The sequence below is a fragment of the Nocardia sp. NPDC052254 genome, from assembly GCF_040679495.1.
Lineage (GTDB): Bacteria > Actinomycetota > Actinomycetes > Mycobacteriales > Mycobacteriaceae > Nocardia.
This window is the reverse complement of the sequence record NZ_JBFAUW010000003.1, coordinates 129,293-145,785: the sequence shown is the minus strand read 5'-3', so window position 1 is coordinate 145,785 and position 16,493 is coordinate 129,293. Positions and strand designations below refer to the sequence as shown.

Below are 16,493 nucleotides of genomic sequence, written 5' to 3'. Positions count from 1 at the left end.
TGTCACATCCTTCAGGTTTCTTTCAGGCGGACAATGACCGGACATAGCGGTGCCGCTCCAGCCTGCCGACAGCCGTCCGGGCCGGGAAGACCGGGAACGATCGGCAGACCTTGTAGGTCAACCGTCCAGTTAACCTCTCGGAACCTGAAAGCCTACCGCTTCGGCTTCTCCGCGGCAGAATCGGTGGAGAGCGCGGCGACGAAAGCCTCCTGCGGAACATCGACACGGCCGATGGTCTTCATCCGCTTCTTCCCCTCCTTCTGCTTCTCCAGCAGCTTGCGCTTACGCGAGATGTCACCGCCGTAGCATTTGGCCAGCACATCCTTGCGGATCGCCCGGATATTCTCGCGCGCAATGATTTTCGATCCGATCGCGGCCTGGATCGGCACCTCGAACTGCTGCCGGGGAATGAGTTCGCGCAGTTTGGTGGTCATCTTGTTGCCGTAGGCCTGCGCGGCATCGCGGTGCACGATCGCGGAGAACGCGTCGACCGCCTCACCCTGCAGCAGGATGTCCACCTTGACCAGCGCCGCCTCCTGCTCACCGGCCTCCTCGTAGTCCAGCGAGGCGTAGCCGCGGGTGCGCGACTTCAGCGAATCGAAGAAATCGAAGATGATCTCCGCCATCGGCAGCGTGTACCGCATCTCGACGCGGGTCTCCGACAGATAGTCCATGCCGAGCAGTTCACCGCGCCGCGACTGGCACAGTTCCATGATGGTGCCGACGAATTCACTCGGCGCGATGACCGTGCACTTGGTCACCGGTTCGAAGATCTGACGCACCTTGCCCTCGGGCCAGAACGACGGATTGGTCACCACCTGCTCGGCGCCGTCCTCCATGACGACCCGGTAGATCACATTGGGCGCGGTCGAGATCAGATCCAGATTGAACTCGCGCTGCAGCCGCTCCCGGGTGATCTCCATGTGCAGCAAGCCGAGGAAGCCGCAGCGGAAACCGAAGCCCAGTGCCACCGAGGTCTCCGGCACATAGGTCAGCGCGGCATCGTTGAGCTGGAGCTTGTCCAGTGCGTCGCGAAGATCCGGATAGTCGGAGCCGTCGACCGGATACAGGCCGGAGTAGACCATCGGCCGCGGCTCGCGGTAGCCGGTGAGCGCCTCGGTGGCACCGTCGCGCGCGGTGGTGACGGTGTCACCGACCTTGGACTGACGCACATCCTTCACACCGGTGATGAGATAGCCCACTTCACCGACGCCGAGGCCCTGCGTGGCCTTGGACTCCGGGGAGACGATGCCGATCTCGAGCAGTTCGTGCGTGGCCCCGGTCGACATCATCTTGATCTTCTGGCGCGGGGTGAGCTTGCCGTCGACCACGCGCACGTAGGTCACCACACCGCGATAGGTGTCGTAGACGGAGTCGAAGATCAGCGCGCGGGCGGGCGCATCGGCCTCGCCCACCGGCGCCGGCACCGTCTCGATCACCTTGTTCAGCAGCTCGGGCACACCGACGCCGGTCTTACCGGAGACGCGCAGCACATCCTCGGGTTCACAGCCGACGATGTGGGCCAGCTCCGCGGCATAGCGGTCGGGATCGGCGGCCGGCAGGTCGATCTTGTTGAGCACCGGGATGACCTCGAGGTCCTTCTCCAGCGCCAGATAGAGATTGGCCAGCGTCTGCGCCTCGATGCCCTGGGCGGCGTCGACCAGCAGGATCGCGCCCTCACACGCTTCCAGCGCGCGCGACACCTCGTAGGTGAAGTCCACGTGACCGGGCGTATCGATCAGGTGCAGGACGTAGTCTTCGGATCCACCCGCTGTATCCATTTTCCACGGCAGCCGCACATTCTGGGCCTTGATGGTGATACCGCGCTCACGCTCGATATCCATCCGGTCCAGATACTGCGCACGCATCTGCCGTTCCTCGACCACCCCGGTCAGCTGCAACATGCGGTCGGCCAGGGTGGACTTGCCGTGGTCGATGTGCGCGATGATGCAGAAGTTCCGGATCCGCGAGGGATCGGTGAACGTCGTGTCGGCAAACGTGCTGATGGGACACTCCTACCCGTGTACAAGTCGATAAGTCGCCATCGGGCAGTCTACGTGCGCATTCCACGTGGTCTCGCACGCACCGGCGGGCGATGACGACGCCCGCCCCGGGCACATGTGGGCGACGCCACCCCGATCCCGGCAGCGGCATGGCCGATTCGCCCGCAGGACAACCGAATCCGCTCCCCGCGACATCCGGCCCGCAGCCCGTCCCGGCCGCCCCGCCGTTATGCTCCGGACATGGCCAGCACGTGGAGCTCTCTGGGCAAGCAGTTGGGGACCATTGCCAAGGAGCAGGGCCCCCGCATCGTCAGGAAGCAGGCGCCCAAACTTGTCGACCGGATGCAGCGGTCGGCGATGTGGGACCGCGCGGTCGGGCGACGCAAGGGCGATGGCGGCCGGAGCAAGGCCGCCGTCACGGTACGTCCCGCGGCATCGGTTCCGGTGCCGACCCACGAGCGGGCCCGCCAGGTCGTGTACTGCCCGCAGCTCGACGGCCGGGCCGATCCGGGCGAAATCGTGTGGACCTGGGTTCCCTTCGAGGAGGACCCGAGCAATGGCAAGGACCGGCCGGTGCTGGTCGTGGGGCGAGACCGCACGACGCTGCTGGGCCTGATGCTGTCCTCGAATCCGGTGCGCGGTGGCGAGCACAACTGGATCGGGATCGGCTCGGGCCCATGGGATTACGAGGGCCGCGACAGCTGGGTCCGGCTGGACCGCGTACTCGATGTACCCGAGGACGGCATCCGGCGCGAAGGCGCGATCCTGCCGCGCAAGACCTTCGATCGGGTCGCGCACCGGTTGTGCGCGGAGTACCACTGGGGCTGAGGCCGGGGCGGAACCACCCCGGCCCCGCCGTCAGTCCTCGGTACGCCGGGTACGCCCGAACAGGGCGCTGTAGATCAGCGCTCCGACGAGACCACCGATCAACGGGAAGACGACGAACACCACGACCTGCTGCATCGCCCCGTCCTGATAGGGAGCGACCGCCAGACTGCGCGCGGGATTCACCGAGGTGTTGTCGATCGGGATCGAGATCAAGTGGATCACCGCGAGCGTGATGCCGATACTCAGACCCGACATCCACACATGCGAGATCCGGTCGGTGGAGGCCAGGACGACGAAGACCAGCAAGGCCGTCAGCGCGATTTCGATGGCGATCGTCGCGGTCAGTCCGTACCCGTTCTGGGTGAACGTCGCCATCGGCCCCTGGACCTCGACCTTCGACGGACTGTGCGCACCCCAGCCGTTCGCGGCCAGCCCATCCGAAGCCCGGTTGTAGGCCGGGAGATCCTTCGCGATCGCGAAGATCACCGCACCGGACAGCAAACCACCGATCAACTGCGCGACGATGTAGTAGACGGCGCTCAGCCAGGGGATCCGCCCCATCGCCAATTGGCCGATCGTCACCGCGGGATTCACGTGGCAACCCGAAATCGGGCCGATCGCGTAGACCAGCAGAAGCAGGCTGAAACCGAAGGCCAGTGCGACTCCGAGCGCACCGACCCTGGCACCGGCGAACACGGCGGTTCCAGCACCACCGAGCACCAGAACGAAAGTGCCTATCGCCTCTGCGGCGAGTTTTCGAGCCAGCGGAACCTCTTGCTGCTCGACTACGTCCTCGATCATTTCCTGAGCTGTTGGAGACATCCGCGACCTTCCCTTGTCGAGCTGCGCTTCGAGACCGGGCACTACGGGGAAATCCAGGAAAAAATGAGAAACAACCAGTACGGTCGTCCAAGTGCGGACGTTACGTCACGAGGTCGGGACGCACAATCACACCGGCTCCGTATGTCGGCGGACGCGAGCGGCAACCGAGGACAGGACACCGAGCGGCGGCGACCGCGCCGATTTCGTATCCCACCACCCCAACTGGTAACCTCGATCGTCGGCGCAGCGCTACCTGTTTTCGTGTAGTGCGCCCAGAGAGACTTTTACGAACATCAACTGACTAGAAGGAATCAGAGGAAACACGCGTGGCCAACATCAAGTCCCAGATGAAGCGGATCCGCACCAACGAGGCGGCGCGGGTGCGCAACCAGTCGGTCAAGTCCGCGCTGCGCACCTCGGTCCGGAAGTTCCGCGAGGCCGCTGCGGCCGGCGAGAAGGACCAGGCGCTCGAGCTGCTGCAGACGGCGAACCGCAGCCTGGACAAGGCCGCCTCCAAGGGCGTCATCCACGCCAACCAGGCCGCCAACAAGAAGTCGGCGCTGTCGCTGGCTTACAACAAGCTGGGCTGAGCCCGCCGTCCGGCTCGACCGGATTCGTCTTTCGTAACGCCGCCGTGGCAGAGGATCTGCATCGCAGATGACCACGGCGGCTTTTGTCGTTACTCTGATCCGGTGGGCGGGGAGATTCGTAAGCGTGCCGTAGTCGTTGTCGCGGTCGCGGCGGTGTGTGGTGTCACACTCACCGGATGCGGCCGAACCGTCGCTCCCTCGGCGCAACCGGTCGCCGCGACGATGCCGGCCACCCAGCCGACCTCGAGCGGCGGCGTACCGGGTCCCGAGGCTGCGACCATGCCTCGCGCCGCTGCCACCGCGGCGGTCACCGATCATCTCGACGCGGCGAACAATCCGGACTGGATGGCCGCACTCCCCGACAGCACGCCGCTGAACGCGATGTCGATCCCGGGCACGCACGACAGCGTGTCGATCCACGGTGGTAAGGCCGGTCCGGCCGTGGTGACCCAGGAGAAGTTCGATACCGGCTGCGCCGATCCGGCCTGTGCCTCGGCGCGAACCCTCAGCACCCAGCTCGATGCCGGTATCCGGGCCGTCGACATCCGGGTGCGGCGCGACGAAGCGGGCAATCTGGCCGTGCAGCACGGCAGCTTCTACCAGGAGATCGGCCTCGAAGACGTCCTGCGGGTGAGCGAGGAGTTCCTGTCCCAGCATCCGCGCGAAACCGTCTTGATGCGGGTGAAGGCCGAATGCACCAATGACGACAAGGCATTCCAGTGCGCGGACGCCGGGCGGCAGCCGCCGGATCCGGCACTACTGGATCGAATTCTGAACGCGCACCCGCGGATGTGGCGGCCGTCGGCCACCGGCCCCGCTGCCGTGCCGCGCCTGGGCGAAGTGCGTGGCTCGGTGGTGGTGATCCGCGCCGACGGCGTGGACGACCGTGGACTTCCGCTCGATCTGCAGGACCTGTGGGACGGGCCGAGCCGGGAGGACAAGTGGGCCGCGGTCGCGGCACACATGGACCGGACCGCGGCCGGTGGTGCCCGGACGCTGTCGGTGGACTTCCTGTCGGCATCGGGTGTGCCCGATCCGACGAAATTCCCCAACCGGTACGCCGACTACGAGAATCAGCACGCGGTGGATCATCTACGGTCACGACCGGGCACCACGACCGGCGTGCTGATGATGGACTTCCCCGGCCCGGCCCTGGTCGGCGAGATCATCGGGCACAACCCGCACTGAGATCGCGACCGCCGCCCACGACGACAGCCGCCGGAATTCAGGATGCCGAGTGCAGATTCAGGATCGTCGACAGCGCGCGTTCCAGGGCGAAATCGGTATCGGCGGCCTGACCTTTGACATCAGCGTTCAGTGCCGCGACCACCTGTAGTGCGCTGCCGATGGTCCCCGGATTCCAGCCGCGGGCCTGTGCCTGTGCCTTCTTCACCTTCCACGGCGGCATTCCGAGCTTGGAGGCCAGCGCGAACGGATCGCCGCGCCCCGCCGACCCCACCCGCGCGATGGTGTGCACCGAATCGGCCAGGGCATCGGCGAGCAGGACGGCGGGCACGCCGCGGTCGGTGGCCCAGCGCAGTGCCTCCATGGCCGCCGGCCGGTCGCCCCCGACGGCGAGGTCGGCGACCTCGAATCCGGTGACCTCGGCGCGGCCCGAGTAATAACGGCGCACCGCGGCCATATCCACCCGGCCACCGGTGTCGGCGGCCAGCTGGGAACAGGCAGCGGCCAGTTCCCGCAGATCGGATCCGATCGCCTCGACCATCGCTTGCACGATGTCGGCGGACACGCGCACCCCGGCCGAGCGGAACTCGTTGCGCACGAACTCGTTCCGCTCCCCGGCCTTGCTCACCTTGGCGCAGCTGTGCACCTGCGCCCCCGTCTTCTGCAGTGCGGGCGCCAGCGCCTTCGCCCGGCCGCCCCCCGAATGCAGCACCACCAGGACGACCCCCTCCGGCAGATCGGCGGCCGCAGCGCTGATCAGCGCCACCGCGTCCTTACCGGCCTCGGCCGCGGACTCGAGCACGATCACCCGATCCTCGGCGAACAGTGACGGGCTCAGCAGCTCGGCCAGCTCGGCGGAGCTGGCATCGCCGGCCCGCAACCGGTCCACCGGCAGCGCATCGGGGTCCGGGCTCGCGGCCCGGGCTTGCGCCACGACGGCGGAGACGGCGCGCTCGACGAGCAACTCCTCTTCACCGAGTACCAGATGCAAGGCAGCGGGATGGTCGGTCACGGCACGATCCTACGGGTGGGCGGCGACAGATCCGCGACCCCGCCGCCCGACATACGTGGTTCGGCGGCACGGCGGCGCCCGCGCCGCAGCGAGCCGGACAACGCGACCACCGCGACACCCGCGGCGAGTACGGTCGCGGCCAGTGCCGCACCACCGGCCCCCGCCGGCATCGTCAGCGAAATACCCAGTCCAGCAGCGTGTTCGGCGACCGCGAGCAACCACCACATCGGCAGTTCGGCGAGGTGCAGGACCCACACGGCGGCCGGTTGCCACACACACGACAGGACCGCGGCGGCCACCCCGAGCAGTGTGATGGGCGCGACGACCGGTTCGACGAGCACATTCGCCAGAATCGCCACCCCGCTCAGGTGTCCGGTGAGGGCCACGATGATGGGCGTGGTGACGACGAATGCGGCCGTCGCCACCCCGAACGCCTCGGCGACCGCCCTGGGCCAACCTCGGCGTTCCAGCCACCGTGTCCACTCCGGTGCCAGCAGGATCAGCGCTGCCGTCGCGAGAACCGACAGCGCGAATCCGGCATCGACGGCCAGTTGGGGCGAGAATCCGACGAGCACGAGCACCGCCACGCACAGCGCCGGCAGGGCCTGTTTTCGCCGTCCGGTCATGATCGCCAGAACCGCGATGGCCCCCATCACCGATGCTCGCAACACCGATGGTGAGGGCCGCGCCAGGATGACGAATCCGAACAGCGCCAATCCTGCCAGCAGCGCGCCCACACGCGGATCGAGTGTCAGCGTCCGAGTCGACAACAGCACGGCGGCAAGCACGATCGATACGTTCGTCCCCGACACAGCCAGCAGATGGGTGAGGTCGACCGCCTGGAAATTCTCCCGGACACGATCGGGAACATGAGAGGTGTCACCGTCGATCAGGCCGGGCAGCACACCGGCCGCATCCGGTGACAGGGCACGCTGCGCGGATTCCGAGAGCTTCGTGCGAATCGTGGCCGCCGCGCTCTGCCACCAGGTCCGCGGACCCACCGCACTCGGCGGCCCCTGTGCGCGCAGGGCGGCCACCGTCAGATCTCGCCGCCACGGCCGGTCGACACGCGCTCGGAAGCGGACATGCTGCCCCGGTACCAGTTCCGACCAGATCCGTTCCGGGGTGATCACCGTGACCGCGGCGCCACCACGTACTGTCGTTGTCCCGTAGCGGAATTCGCGCACAGTAGCGCGCATCATCCACTGCCTTCCGCCGAAGGACCGAGCGGGCAGCGGCTTCAGATCGCCTGCGACCAGCTCCGCGGTCACCACGCTGCCCACAGGTAACTGCCGCAGCGGATGCGCGGCGACCCGATGCTCCTGCCAGGCCCCCGCGAAGGCGAATCCGGCGGCCACCGAAAATGCCGCCAGCACCGACCACACGACGCACCGGACGACACCGCGCACGATGCCACGAACCAGGCACACCCCGAGTGCGAGACTCGAAACACCCAGTAGCACACCGGCTCCCAGTCCGGCGCGCCAACCCGCGACGACCGCGAGAACGGTCACCAGCCAGCAGGCCGCCGCTGCCGGAAGCAACCGCGCATCGACCGCGATCTGTCCGTCCGATCCCGCATCCCGACCGGTGACCGCGCGCACCACCGGGCCGGCATCGCCAGACCGCTCGAGACCGGGGCCACCGGCTGTGCCCTCACCATCCATACGACGTGGTTCGCGCCCGCCGTCCGTGCGCCGCTCGCTCATACCGTGACCTGCTCGCGGATCTTGTCGAGTTTCGCGGGGCCGACTCCGGTGACCTCCGCGAGCTGGTCCACGGTGGTGAAGCGGCCGTGTTGTTGTCGCCAGGTGATGATGGCGGCCGCGGTGGCGGGGCCGACGCCGGTGAGGGAGTCGAGATCCTTGTCGGTGGCGGTATTCAGATTGATGCGCTGTGGCGGCGTGGCCGGAGTTCCCGGGGCGGCGGGGCCGTGTGGTCCGCTCGGGACGACCATGCTGCCCAGGCGGGGAAGTTCCGCCGCCCCCGGAGCGGCGACCACGATCTGATCGCCATCGGCCAGTCGTTGCGCCAGATTCAGGCCGGCGAGATCGGCGCCGTCGCGTGCGACGGCGAGCGCGACCGCGTCGGCAACGCGGGAACCCGGCGCGACGTGCAGCAACCCGGGGTGATCGACCAGGCCGATCACACTGATGACCAGGTCCCCGCCCGCCGGAGCCCCGACCGGTGCCACTCGATCGGGCGGATCGGATCGGACGGCGAGCCCCGGCCCGTCCGGCGGAGCCGGTGCGGATGATTCGGCGACGGCCCGGACGACCGGCAGCGCAGACACCGGCGCCGCCGGATCCTCGCGATGCACGGCCGCAGCGGTGACGATCAGCGCGGCAGCACCGACGCCCGCCAGCACCAGTGCACCCCTGCGGCCGAGATCCAGTCGCACCCCGCGCCATCGCCGCGGGACGATGCGCTGCCATATCGTCATCGAACCCACGGGTTCGGTGAGCCACTGCGGAGTTCGCGGCGCGTCCGACGGCTCGAACAACCCCGCCGACTCCGGTGCCACCGCGACTTTCCGCGCCATCCGCTCGCTCGCCGAACCGCGGTGCTCCTTCGTGTCGTCGTCCGGTTCGCCGACCGCATCCGGTGGCACCGACCGTGCCGGAATACGTTCTCGGCGTGGCCCTTGCGAATCCCGTCCCCGAACCGGGATGTGCCCGCCACCGCTGCGCGGACCGGGCGGATCGCCATCGGTGATCTCCGCGAGATCCCATGATCCCCCGCCCGGCGGATCGTCGCGCACCGGCACCGCGGCTGCCGAGTGCACCGGATCCGATGGGAGATCTGTCAGTCGCCGCCGTAGCCGAGTCCGATCCTCATATCGCGCCATGGCGGTCACGGTATGCGGGCCGAACCGCCGAAATCGAAGCCCGAACAGGGCTTTCGGAATGTCTGGGGACAACTGGGCGGGCTGTGGACAAAACTGGTCCGATCAGCCACAACCTCCCGGCACCACCAGCACGCCCACCGCTCCGGTACCCACGTGCACGCCGAGTGTGGGCCCGAACTCGGCCGTCACCAACTCCCGGATGTCGGGGATGAGCTCACCGAGCTGGTCCGCGACGGTCGCCGCGGCCGAGGCCGCGCCCAGATGTTGCACCGCGACCGACGCGCCCTCGTCACCGGCCGCGTCGACCGCCGCCGCGACGAGTTTCGCGTACGCCTTGGAACGGGTGCGCGCCTTCTCCCGCAGCTCCAGCTTGCCGTCCACGATCTGCAGGATCGGTTTGGTCACCAGTTCGGTTCCGAAGAACATGGCGGCGGTGCTGAGCCGGCCGCCGCGCCGCAGCTGTTCGGTCCGGTTGACGACGATGAAAGTGCGGGAACGATCGGAGGCGGCGACCGCGGCGTCGTACACGCCGTCGAGTGCGGCACCCGAGCGTGCCCGCCGCGCGGCCGCGAGAACCGGCAGACCGGTGCCCAGGCCCGCGCTCAGCGAATCCACCACCCGGACCCGATCGGCGGCGTCCATATCGTGGACCGCGTGCCGACCGGCCTCCCAGGTCGCCGACAGCTGTCGCGAAATATGCACCGCCACAACGCCGTCCCCGGCACTCAGACCCAGCGCACGTTCATAGGCGGCCCGCAGTTCACCCGGGGACGCCGAGGAGGTCGTCACGGTCGACGAGCCGTAGTCGATATCGAGGTCTTCGATGCCCTCGTCGATCGCGCGGTCGTCGACCAGCACATGCAGCGGCACCACGACGATGCCCAGTTCCGAGACCAGGTCGGCCGGCACGCTCGCCGCCGAATCGGTCACCACCACCACGGCCATGGATTATCCGGACCGGCTCATGCACCGGCCTCGACCGAACGCACCTCCGACAGCACCTTCACCATGGCCCGCGCGACCGCCGCGTGCCCCTCCCATCCCCAATGGATCCCGTCCGGATTGGCCTCACCGGAGAAGATGTCCTCACGTACCGCCTCACCCAGATCGACCAGTGGCACACCGGATTTCGCCGACCAGGCGCGCAGTGCGCGCACCGCGGGCTCGCGGCCCGTGTGCACCCGGCCGTACGCCTCGCAGTCGTGGACCGAGGGCAGGACCGAGACCACCGGCAGCTCCGGCCGCAACTGCTCGATCGCGTTCCGGGACTGTTCCAGATAGTCGATGCTGACATGCGGTGGCAGCGCCACGGGACGCCCCAGCTTCGACAGCCGCGGCTGCAGCCACTGGTATCCGTTGCGCACCTGCCGGCGCACCATCGGCGGCCGCAGATACCGGATCAGCTCCCGCAGTGCCGTCGGCAGCGGGGAGGGCAGGGTATCCATTCCGCCGGTGGCCAGGACGACCGCGCCGGCCCGGGGCACCGCGGACCAGATCCGCGGATCACCGATCAGTGCCCAGTAGGCATCGCGGCAGGTCCAGCCGATCCGCGCGACCAGCTCGACATCCCAATCGAGTTCCGCCGCAACCAGATTTGGCCAGATCCGGGGATGGTCGGACGGCAGCCCGCCCTTGGGCCCGAAGTAGGACAACGAGTCGGCGATCACGACCAGAACCGGACGCTGCGAGTCCTCGGGCGCGGGTTCCGCACCGGAGTGCGACGCCTCGACCGCACCGCCGGTCACGGAGTCTTCGGGCACCCCGGCCGACTCGCTGTTCCCCGCCGTGACGTCACCGGCGGTGCTGTCACCGGTCCCGGCCGCATCGTCACCGGCAGTAGCTTCGCCGGCGGCGGGGATGTCTTCATCCGCGAGCGCGTCCGGGGCATCGTCCGCGAGATGCTCCGGCGGGCCGGTGGATCCACCGTCGGCATTGCTTTCGGCGGATCCGGACGGAGCGTCGCTGTCGGTCTCCGATTCCGCGGGCGCGCTCACGGGCCCGAACAGCGCGTCCGGCAACCGCCGGATCGGACCCTCGGATGCCTTGCGCATCAGATCGTCGGATACCTGCCGGACCGACTCGTCCCGGTCGTCACCGGAGCGTTCAGAGGACATCAGGAGCTACCTTCGCCGCCGCGTTCCACACATCCAGCCGCCAGCCCGGCTGCTCGATGCCCGGACCGTGGCTGCTCAGCTGCACCCAGCTGGTATTGGCCAATCCGCCCAGAATCGGCCATTTGTGCTCGGGCAGTTCCAGCAGCGCGGCGGTCAGGGCTGCGATCAGCCCGCCGTGCGCGACCAGAATGATGGTACGACCGGGCCAGTCCGCACGCTCGGCGAACAGCTCACGCACCACCGGCAGCGCCCGTGCGCCGACATCGAGTTTGCTCTCACCACCGGGCGGTGTGACGGTGGGATCGAGCCGCCACGCCTTGCGCGCACCCGGATACTGCGCGTCGACCTCGAGGTGATCGAGTCCCTCCCAGTCGCCCAGACTGGTCTCGCGCAACCGTTCGTCCCGCACGACCTCGAGGCCGCTGTGCTCGGCCAGTGCCTGCGCGGTGTCGTAGGCACGCCGCAGATCCGAGGAGATGAGCGCTATCGCGTCCTGGGAAACCAGCTCGCGCGCCACGTCTTTCGCCTGCCGGCGGCCCAGTTCGCTCAGTTCGGTGTCGATCTGCCCCTGCATCCGGTCGGTGGCGTTCCACTCGGTCTGTCCGTGCCGCAACAGGATCAGCCGCCGCGCATCCGGATACTTCGTCGCCCGTGAACCGGCCGTCACGCTGTCCCCCTCGTTGTGTTCGTCGCTCACTCGGACTCTCCGGCGCCGGTCGAGGGTGCCGGGGAGGCCAGGCCGGAAACCTCGATCTGCGGGCAGTCCTTCCACAACCGTTCCAGCGCATAGAAATTGCGTTCATCGCTGTGCTGGATGTGCACCACGACATCGACGTAGTCCAACAGCACCCAGCGGCCTTCCCGAGTGCCCTCCCGGCGGACCGGCTTGTGCCCGGCAAGGCGCAGTTTCTCCTCGACGTTCTCGACGATCGCGTTGACCTGCCGCTCGTTCGGCGCGGACGCGATGACGAAGCAGTCGGTGATCACCAACTGGTCGGAGACATCGAGGACGACCACGTCGGTCGCCAGCTTCTCGTCGGCGGCCCGCGCGGCGACCTGTGACATCTCCACCGCCTGTGTTGATGCGGTCATCAGCTCACCCGTTCCCTCCCGGCACGTACAAATGCCGTTTCGATATGTACTGCACGACGCCGTCGGGAACGAGGTACCACACCGGGCGCCCCTCGGCGGCACGGCGACGGCATTCGCTCGACGAGATCGCCAGGGCCGGGATCTCGATGACGGTGACCGCATCGGCCGGCTGATCCCTCAGATGCTCCTCGAGGTGATCGACGTTCAACTCGTACCCCGGACGGCTCACCCCGACGAACTTCGCCAGCTCGAACAGTTCCGCCCAATCCTGCCATGTCAGGATGCTGGCCAGCGCGTCCGCACCCGTGATGAAGTACAGATCCGTGTTCGGATGCTGATTCCGCAGGTCACGCAGGGTATCGACGGTATAGGTGGCCTTTTCCCGGTCGATGTCGGCGCGACTGACGGAGAAGCGCGGATTCGACGCGGTGGCGATGACGGTCATCAGATAGCGGTCCTCGGCCGCCGACACCTGGCGTGAAGCCTTCTGCCAGGGCTGACCGGTGGGAACGAAGATCACTTCATCGAGGTCGAAGGTGTCGGCGACCTCGCTCGCGGCGACCAGGTGCCCGTGATGGATCGGATCGAAGGTTCCGCCCATCACGCCCACTTTGCGCCGGGGAGTGTTTTGCACGAATGACGAGCTTACTGGGCGAGCCCCGCCGCGTGCGGATTCGTCACCCCCAACCGGTGGCTACCGCGGTCCGGGCAACGGCCCAGCACCGCTCGCGCGCGCGTTCCGCACCCATTCCCGCACCGCCGCCCCCGGCTTGCGGCCCAGCCGCCGGGATCGCGCCGCGGCACCGGTGAGATCGGCGAACAGCTCCGCCCACCGCGCGCGATCCGCCACTGCGGCGGCGCCGGCGGCATAGGCTCGCGCCGCCGCCCGGTACCGCGCGTCCGCGTCCAGGCAATGGCCCAGTAGTTCGTACAGCACCGCGATCTCCTCCGGTGGATACGGCAGCTCGCCCCGGGACAGCGCCCGCGCGAACAGGTGGGCCGCCGAGCGGTACCGGCCGCCGCGATAGTGGATCCGGGCCGCGACGACGGTGTGGTGGGCCGCGTCGCGGGCGGAGATGTCGCCCCAGTCGCGGGCCGCGGCCAGGGCCGCGGCAGCGAGGTCGGCCTCGCGTCCGGGTTGCTGAGCGATCGCGGTCACCAGCAGCGATCGCACCCGCGCGAGCTGCTCCGGGGTGAGAACATCGGCACCGATTCCCACAGCCCGCGACAACATCCGCTCGGCCACCGCGGGTTCACCGCCGATCAGCGCGGTAGCGGTCTCGACCAGTTCCCGGACCCGGTCGCGAGGTGATTCATCCGGCGAGTCCGTGGTCCGCGGGGAGGGTTCCCGGGAATCCGGCGGATGCGGCGGCGCCACGGCGCTCGGCTGGTCGGCGGGGAGTCCGGTAGCGAACTCCCCCGATGGGTTCGGCACGCGCGAATGATCGGCGGCTCCGCTTGGCAAGCACTTAACAGCCGCTGATGGCGGACATCCGCCGCGCCTCGGCTGTTGTCTAGACCGGTAGCAGTCTGCTCACCACACCGGTGAGCTGGCGCGCCGACCGGCACTCGTGCATCTCGACGACGTCGCGATAGCGATCGGCCGCCGAATCGCCGGTCCCCCACATTCTTTCGGCCTCCGGATTGAGCCAATGGGCGTGCTTGGCCGTGTCGGCCAGACCACGCAGCGTGTCCAGCGCCGGATCGCGATAGTTGGTACGGGCATCGCCGAGGATCAGCAGGGAGGTCCGGCTGGTCACCGCATCGGGCCAGTCCTCCGCGAATCCGCGCAGCGCCGCACCGTAATCGGAATGCCCTTCGAAGCCCACGACCTTCGTCTCGGTGAAGATGCGCCGGGTCACCTGATCCAGCGGGGTGACCTGATCGAAGAGATGGGTCACCTCGTCGGTGCGATCGACGAACGCGAAGATCCGCACCCGGGAGAACTGCTCGCGCAGCGAATCCACCAGCAACATGGTGAAACTGGAGAATCCGGCGACCGAACCCGAGATGTCGCACAGCAGCACCAGATCCGGACGGCCCGGCCGGGGCTTGCGCGTTTCCAGGGTGATCGGCACCCCACCGGTCGACATGGAACGGCGCAGGGTCTTGCGTAGATCGATCTCACCGCGCCGGGCATGGCGGCGGCGAGCGGCCAAACGGGAGGCCAATACTCGGGCCAGCCGCTGCGAACCACGCCGCAGTTCTGCGAGTTCGTTCTCCGAGATGCGCAGGAAATCGACGTCCTCGGCCTGACGCTGCACCCCGTAGGTGGAGACCCGTTCGCGGCCCTGCCGTTCGGCGACGCGGCGGCGGGTCTCACCCTCCACGGTGGTGCGGAAGGCCTTCACCCGCTCCCGTGCGGCCCGGCGTGCCACCTCGGTGTCGAACTCCGAATTGTCCTGTCCCGCTGACAGTCCGGCGAGGATCCGGCTGATCAGCACCTCGGGCTGAACATCCTTCAAGGTCTGATAGGCCGAGAACGACGGACCGTTCGCCGACTGGTACTGCCCCATCTGCTCGACCATCTGCGCGGCCAGATTCTGCAACTGCCTGCTCTGCTCACCGGTCGGGTCACCCGCCAGCATCTCCGCCAGCATCCGGCGCAGTTCGAACAGGTCGATCTCACCGTCGTCGCGGCGCGGCAGCTCCACCTCCTGGGCGCCGGCTCGCTCGCCCAGTGCCGCGGGGAACCACAGTTCGAACAGCCCGTCGAAGGTGGCGCGCTGCGTGGGACGGCGCAGCAGCGCGCAGGCCAGGCCCTCGCGCAACATCTCCCGGTCCATCAGGTCGACCACGGTCAGCACCCGCCCGGCATCGACCGTTTCCGACGGGCCGACCGGAATTCCCCTGGCGCGCAACGCCTCCACGAAGCCCACCACATGTCCGGGCAGTCCGTGCGGTGCGAGCTGCCCCGGTTCCGGTGCGCCCTGCGGGCCCGGTGCGGAGCCGCCCCGCAGCGCCGCGGCGACCAGCCCGCGCGGTGTGCTGCGCTTACCGGTCACCGCTCAGGCCAATTTCAGCTCGGCCAGCGCGCGCTGATGGTCGCTCTGGTGTTTGAGCACGACGCCGAGCGTGCCGCGCACGGTCTTGTCGTCGAGATCTTTCGCGCCCAGGGCGAGCAGGGTGCGGGCCCAGTCGATGGATTCCGCCACCGAGGGCAGCTTCTTGAGCTGCATTCCACGCAGGACGTGCACCACCCGCACCAGCTGGGCGGCCACGGCGGGTTTCAGCTCCGGTACCCGGCTGGCCAGGATGCGGCGCTCGAGTTCCTCGTCCGGGAAGTCGATGTGCAGGTAGAGACAGCGGCGTTTGAGCGCCTCGGACAGTTCCCGGGTCGCATTGGAGGTCAGCACCACGAACGGCAGCCGGGTGGCGGCGATGGTGCCCAGTTCGGGTACGGTCACCGCGAAATCGCTGAGGACCTCGAGCATCAAGCCCTCGATCTCGACATCGGCCTTGTCCGCCTCGTCGATCAGCAGGACGGTGGGGTCGGTGCGCCGGATCGCGGTCAGCAGTGGCCGCTGCAGCAGGAATTCCTCGCTGAACACATCGGCTTTCGTATCCGCCCAGGCGTTTTCGTTCTCCGGGCCGGACGACGTCGCGGACTGGATGCGCAGGATCTGCTTGGCGTGATTCCACTCGTACAGCGCGCGGGCCTCATCGATTCCCTCGTAGCACTGCAGGCGGACCAGTTCGGCGCCGGCGACCTCGGCGACGGCCCGGGACAGCTCCGTCTTGCCGACACCGGCCGGTCCTTCGATCAGCAGCGGCTTGCCCAGCCGGTCGGCCAGGAATACCGAGGTGGCGGTTGCCTTGTCGGCCAGGTAGCCGGTCGTCGCCAGCCGTTCGATCACCTCGTCGACCGAGGTGAAGATCGGCTCGTGCACGGTCGTCTGCACAGTTGCGGCCCTCCTCCGAGTTGGGCACACGCCCAGCTCAACGAACAACAGCGCAGCCCACCGCAGGTATGCACCGTATAGAACACCTGCTCACGAC

The 16,493-nt window shown here is 68.2% G+C and carries 16 protein-coding genes; 3 read left to right on the top strand and 13 right to left on the bottom strand.

Annotated features, from left to right (window positions below):
- Positions 1-152 precede the first annotated feature (152 nt).
- Positions 153-2,006, bottom strand: coding sequence for a translation elongation factor 4 (gene lepA, locus AB0L57_RS09895; RefSeq protein ID WP_364960537.1), 1,854 nt, complete (start codon positions 2,004-2,006; stop codon positions 153-155).
- Between the two features lie 237 nt (positions 2,007-2,243).
- On the opposite strand from lepA, the gene AB0L57_RS09890 reads away from it, so the two are divergent.
- Positions 2,244-2,831 carry a type II toxin-antitoxin system PemK/MazF family toxin gene (locus AB0L57_RS09890; RefSeq protein ID WP_364959604.1) on the top strand — a complete coding sequence of 196 codons (588 nt, stop codon included), beginning with the start codon at positions 2,244-2,246 and terminating at the stop codon, positions 2,829-2,831.
- Between the two features lie 30 nt (positions 2,832-2,861).
- Here AB0L57_RS09890 and AB0L57_RS09885 read toward each other — a convergent pair whose 3' ends face one another.
- Positions 2,862-3,653: an aquaporin gene (locus AB0L57_RS09885; protein WP_364959602.1), complete on the bottom strand. Its 792-nt coding sequence runs from the start codon at positions 3,651-3,653 to the stop codon at positions 2,862-2,864.
- Between the two features lie 326 nt (positions 3,654-3,979).
- On the opposite strand from AB0L57_RS09885, the gene rpsT reads away from it, so the two are divergent.
- Together rpsT and AB0L57_RS09875 are read left to right on the top strand one after the other, a co-directional pair.
- Positions 3,980-4,243: a 30S ribosomal protein S20 gene (gene rpsT / locus AB0L57_RS09880; RefSeq protein WP_364959600.1), complete on the top strand. Its 264-nt coding sequence runs from the start codon at positions 3,980-3,982 to the stop codon at positions 4,241-4,243.
- A 102-nt stretch (positions 4,244-4,345) separates the two neighbouring features.
- The gene (locus AB0L57_RS09875) at positions 4,346-5,431 is read left to right on the top strand and encodes a phosphatidylinositol-specific phospholipase C domain-containing protein (protein ID WP_364959598.1); all 1,086 of its coding nucleotides are present in this window, start codon (positions 4,346-4,348) and stop codon (positions 5,429-5,431) included.
- A 37-nt stretch (positions 5,432-5,468) separates the two neighbouring features.
- Here AB0L57_RS09875 and holA read toward each other — a convergent pair whose 3' ends face one another.
- The 11 genes from holA to AB0L57_RS09820 form a co-directional block, all read right to left on the bottom strand.
- On the bottom strand, positions 5,469-6,440 hold the full coding sequence (gene holA / locus AB0L57_RS09870) for a DNA polymerase III subunit delta (RefSeq protein WP_364959596.1): 972 nt from the start codon (positions 6,438-6,440) through the stop codon (positions 5,469-5,471).
- Positions 6,437-8,149: a ComEC/Rec2 family competence protein gene (locus AB0L57_RS09865; RefSeq protein ID WP_364959594.1), complete on the bottom strand. Its 1,713-nt coding sequence runs from the start codon at positions 8,147-8,149 to the stop codon at positions 6,437-6,439. The genes holA and AB0L57_RS09865 overlap by 4 nt, the downstream gene beginning before the upstream one ends.
- Complete coding sequence (locus tag AB0L57_RS09860; protein WP_364959592.1) at positions 8,146-9,288, bottom strand: ComEA family DNA-binding protein; 1,143 nt, start codon at positions 9,286-9,288, stop codon at positions 8,146-8,148. Before AB0L57_RS09860 ends, AB0L57_RS09865 begins: the two co-directional genes overlap by 4 nt.
- A 102-nt stretch (positions 9,289-9,390) precedes the next feature.
- A complete protein-coding gene (locus tag AB0L57_RS09855) occupies positions 9,391-10,233 on the bottom strand; it encodes a DegV family protein (RefSeq protein WP_364959590.1) in 843 nt (280 codons plus the stop codon).
- Between the two features lie 17 nt (positions 10,234-10,250).
- Positions 10,251-11,033: a diglucosylglycerate octanoyltransferase gene (gene octT, locus AB0L57_RS09850; protein WP_364960535.1), complete on the bottom strand. Its 783-nt coding sequence runs from the start codon at positions 11,031-11,033 to the stop codon at positions 10,251-10,253.
- Between the two features lie 358 nt (positions 11,034-11,391).
- Positions 11,392-12,069, bottom strand: a complete 678-nt coding sequence (locus AB0L57_RS09845) for a histidine phosphatase family protein (protein ID WP_364960533.1) — start codon at positions 12,067-12,069, stop codon at positions 11,392-11,394.
- A 26-nt stretch (positions 12,070-12,095) separates the two neighbouring features.
- Positions 12,096-12,494, bottom strand: a complete 399-nt coding sequence (rsfS, locus tag AB0L57_RS09840) for a ribosome silencing factor (protein WP_364959588.1) — start codon at positions 12,492-12,494, stop codon at positions 12,096-12,098.
- A gap of 4 nt (positions 12,495-12,498) precedes the next feature.
- Positions 12,499-13,128: a nicotinate-nucleotide adenylyltransferase gene (gene nadD / locus AB0L57_RS09835; protein WP_364959586.1), complete on the bottom strand. Its 630-nt coding sequence runs from the start codon at positions 13,126-13,128 to the stop codon at positions 12,499-12,501.
- Between the two features lie 60 nt (positions 13,129-13,188).
- Entirely contained in the window at positions 13,189-13,929 is a 741-nt protein-coding gene (locus tag AB0L57_RS09830) for a hypothetical protein (RefSeq protein WP_364959584.1), read from the bottom strand.
- 79 nt (positions 13,930-14,008) lie between these two features.
- Positions 14,009-15,454 (bottom strand): VWA domain-containing protein, encoded by a 1,446-nt coding sequence (locus AB0L57_RS09825; RefSeq protein ID WP_364960532.1) that lies wholly within the window; start codon positions 15,452-15,454, stop codon positions 14,009-14,011.
- 48 nt (positions 15,455-15,502) lie between these two features.
- The gene (locus tag AB0L57_RS09820) at positions 15,503-16,396 is read right to left on the bottom strand and encodes a MoxR family ATPase (protein ID WP_364959582.1); all 894 of its coding nucleotides are present in this window, start codon (positions 16,394-16,396) and stop codon (positions 15,503-15,505) included.
- Positions 16,397-16,493: the final 97 nt, after the last annotated feature.

Coding starts and splice junctions, on each gene's coding strand:
- AB0L57_RS09890 (WP_364959604.1), top strand. CDS start 2,244: ATGGCCAGCACGTGGAGCTCTCTGGGCAAGCAGTTGGGGACCATTGCC.
- AB0L57_RS09885 (WP_364959602.1), bottom strand. CDS start 3,653: ATGTCTCCAACAGCTCAGGAAATGATCGAGGACGTAGTCGAGCAGCAA.
- AB0L57_RS09865 (WP_364959594.1), bottom strand. CDS start 8,149: ATGAGCGAGCGGCGCACGGACGGCGGGCGCGAACCACGTCGTATGGAT.
- AB0L57_RS09860 (WP_364959592.1), bottom strand. CDS start 9,288: ATGGCGCGATATGAGGATCGGACTCGGCTACGGCGGCGACTGACAGAT.
- AB0L57_RS09855 (WP_364959590.1), bottom strand. CDS start 10,233: ATGGCCGTGGTGGTGGTGACCGATTCGGCGGCGAGCGTGCCGGCCGAC.
- rsfS (WP_364959588.1), bottom strand. CDS start 12,494: ATGACCGCATCAACACAGGCGGTGGAGATGTCACAGGTCGCCGCGCGG.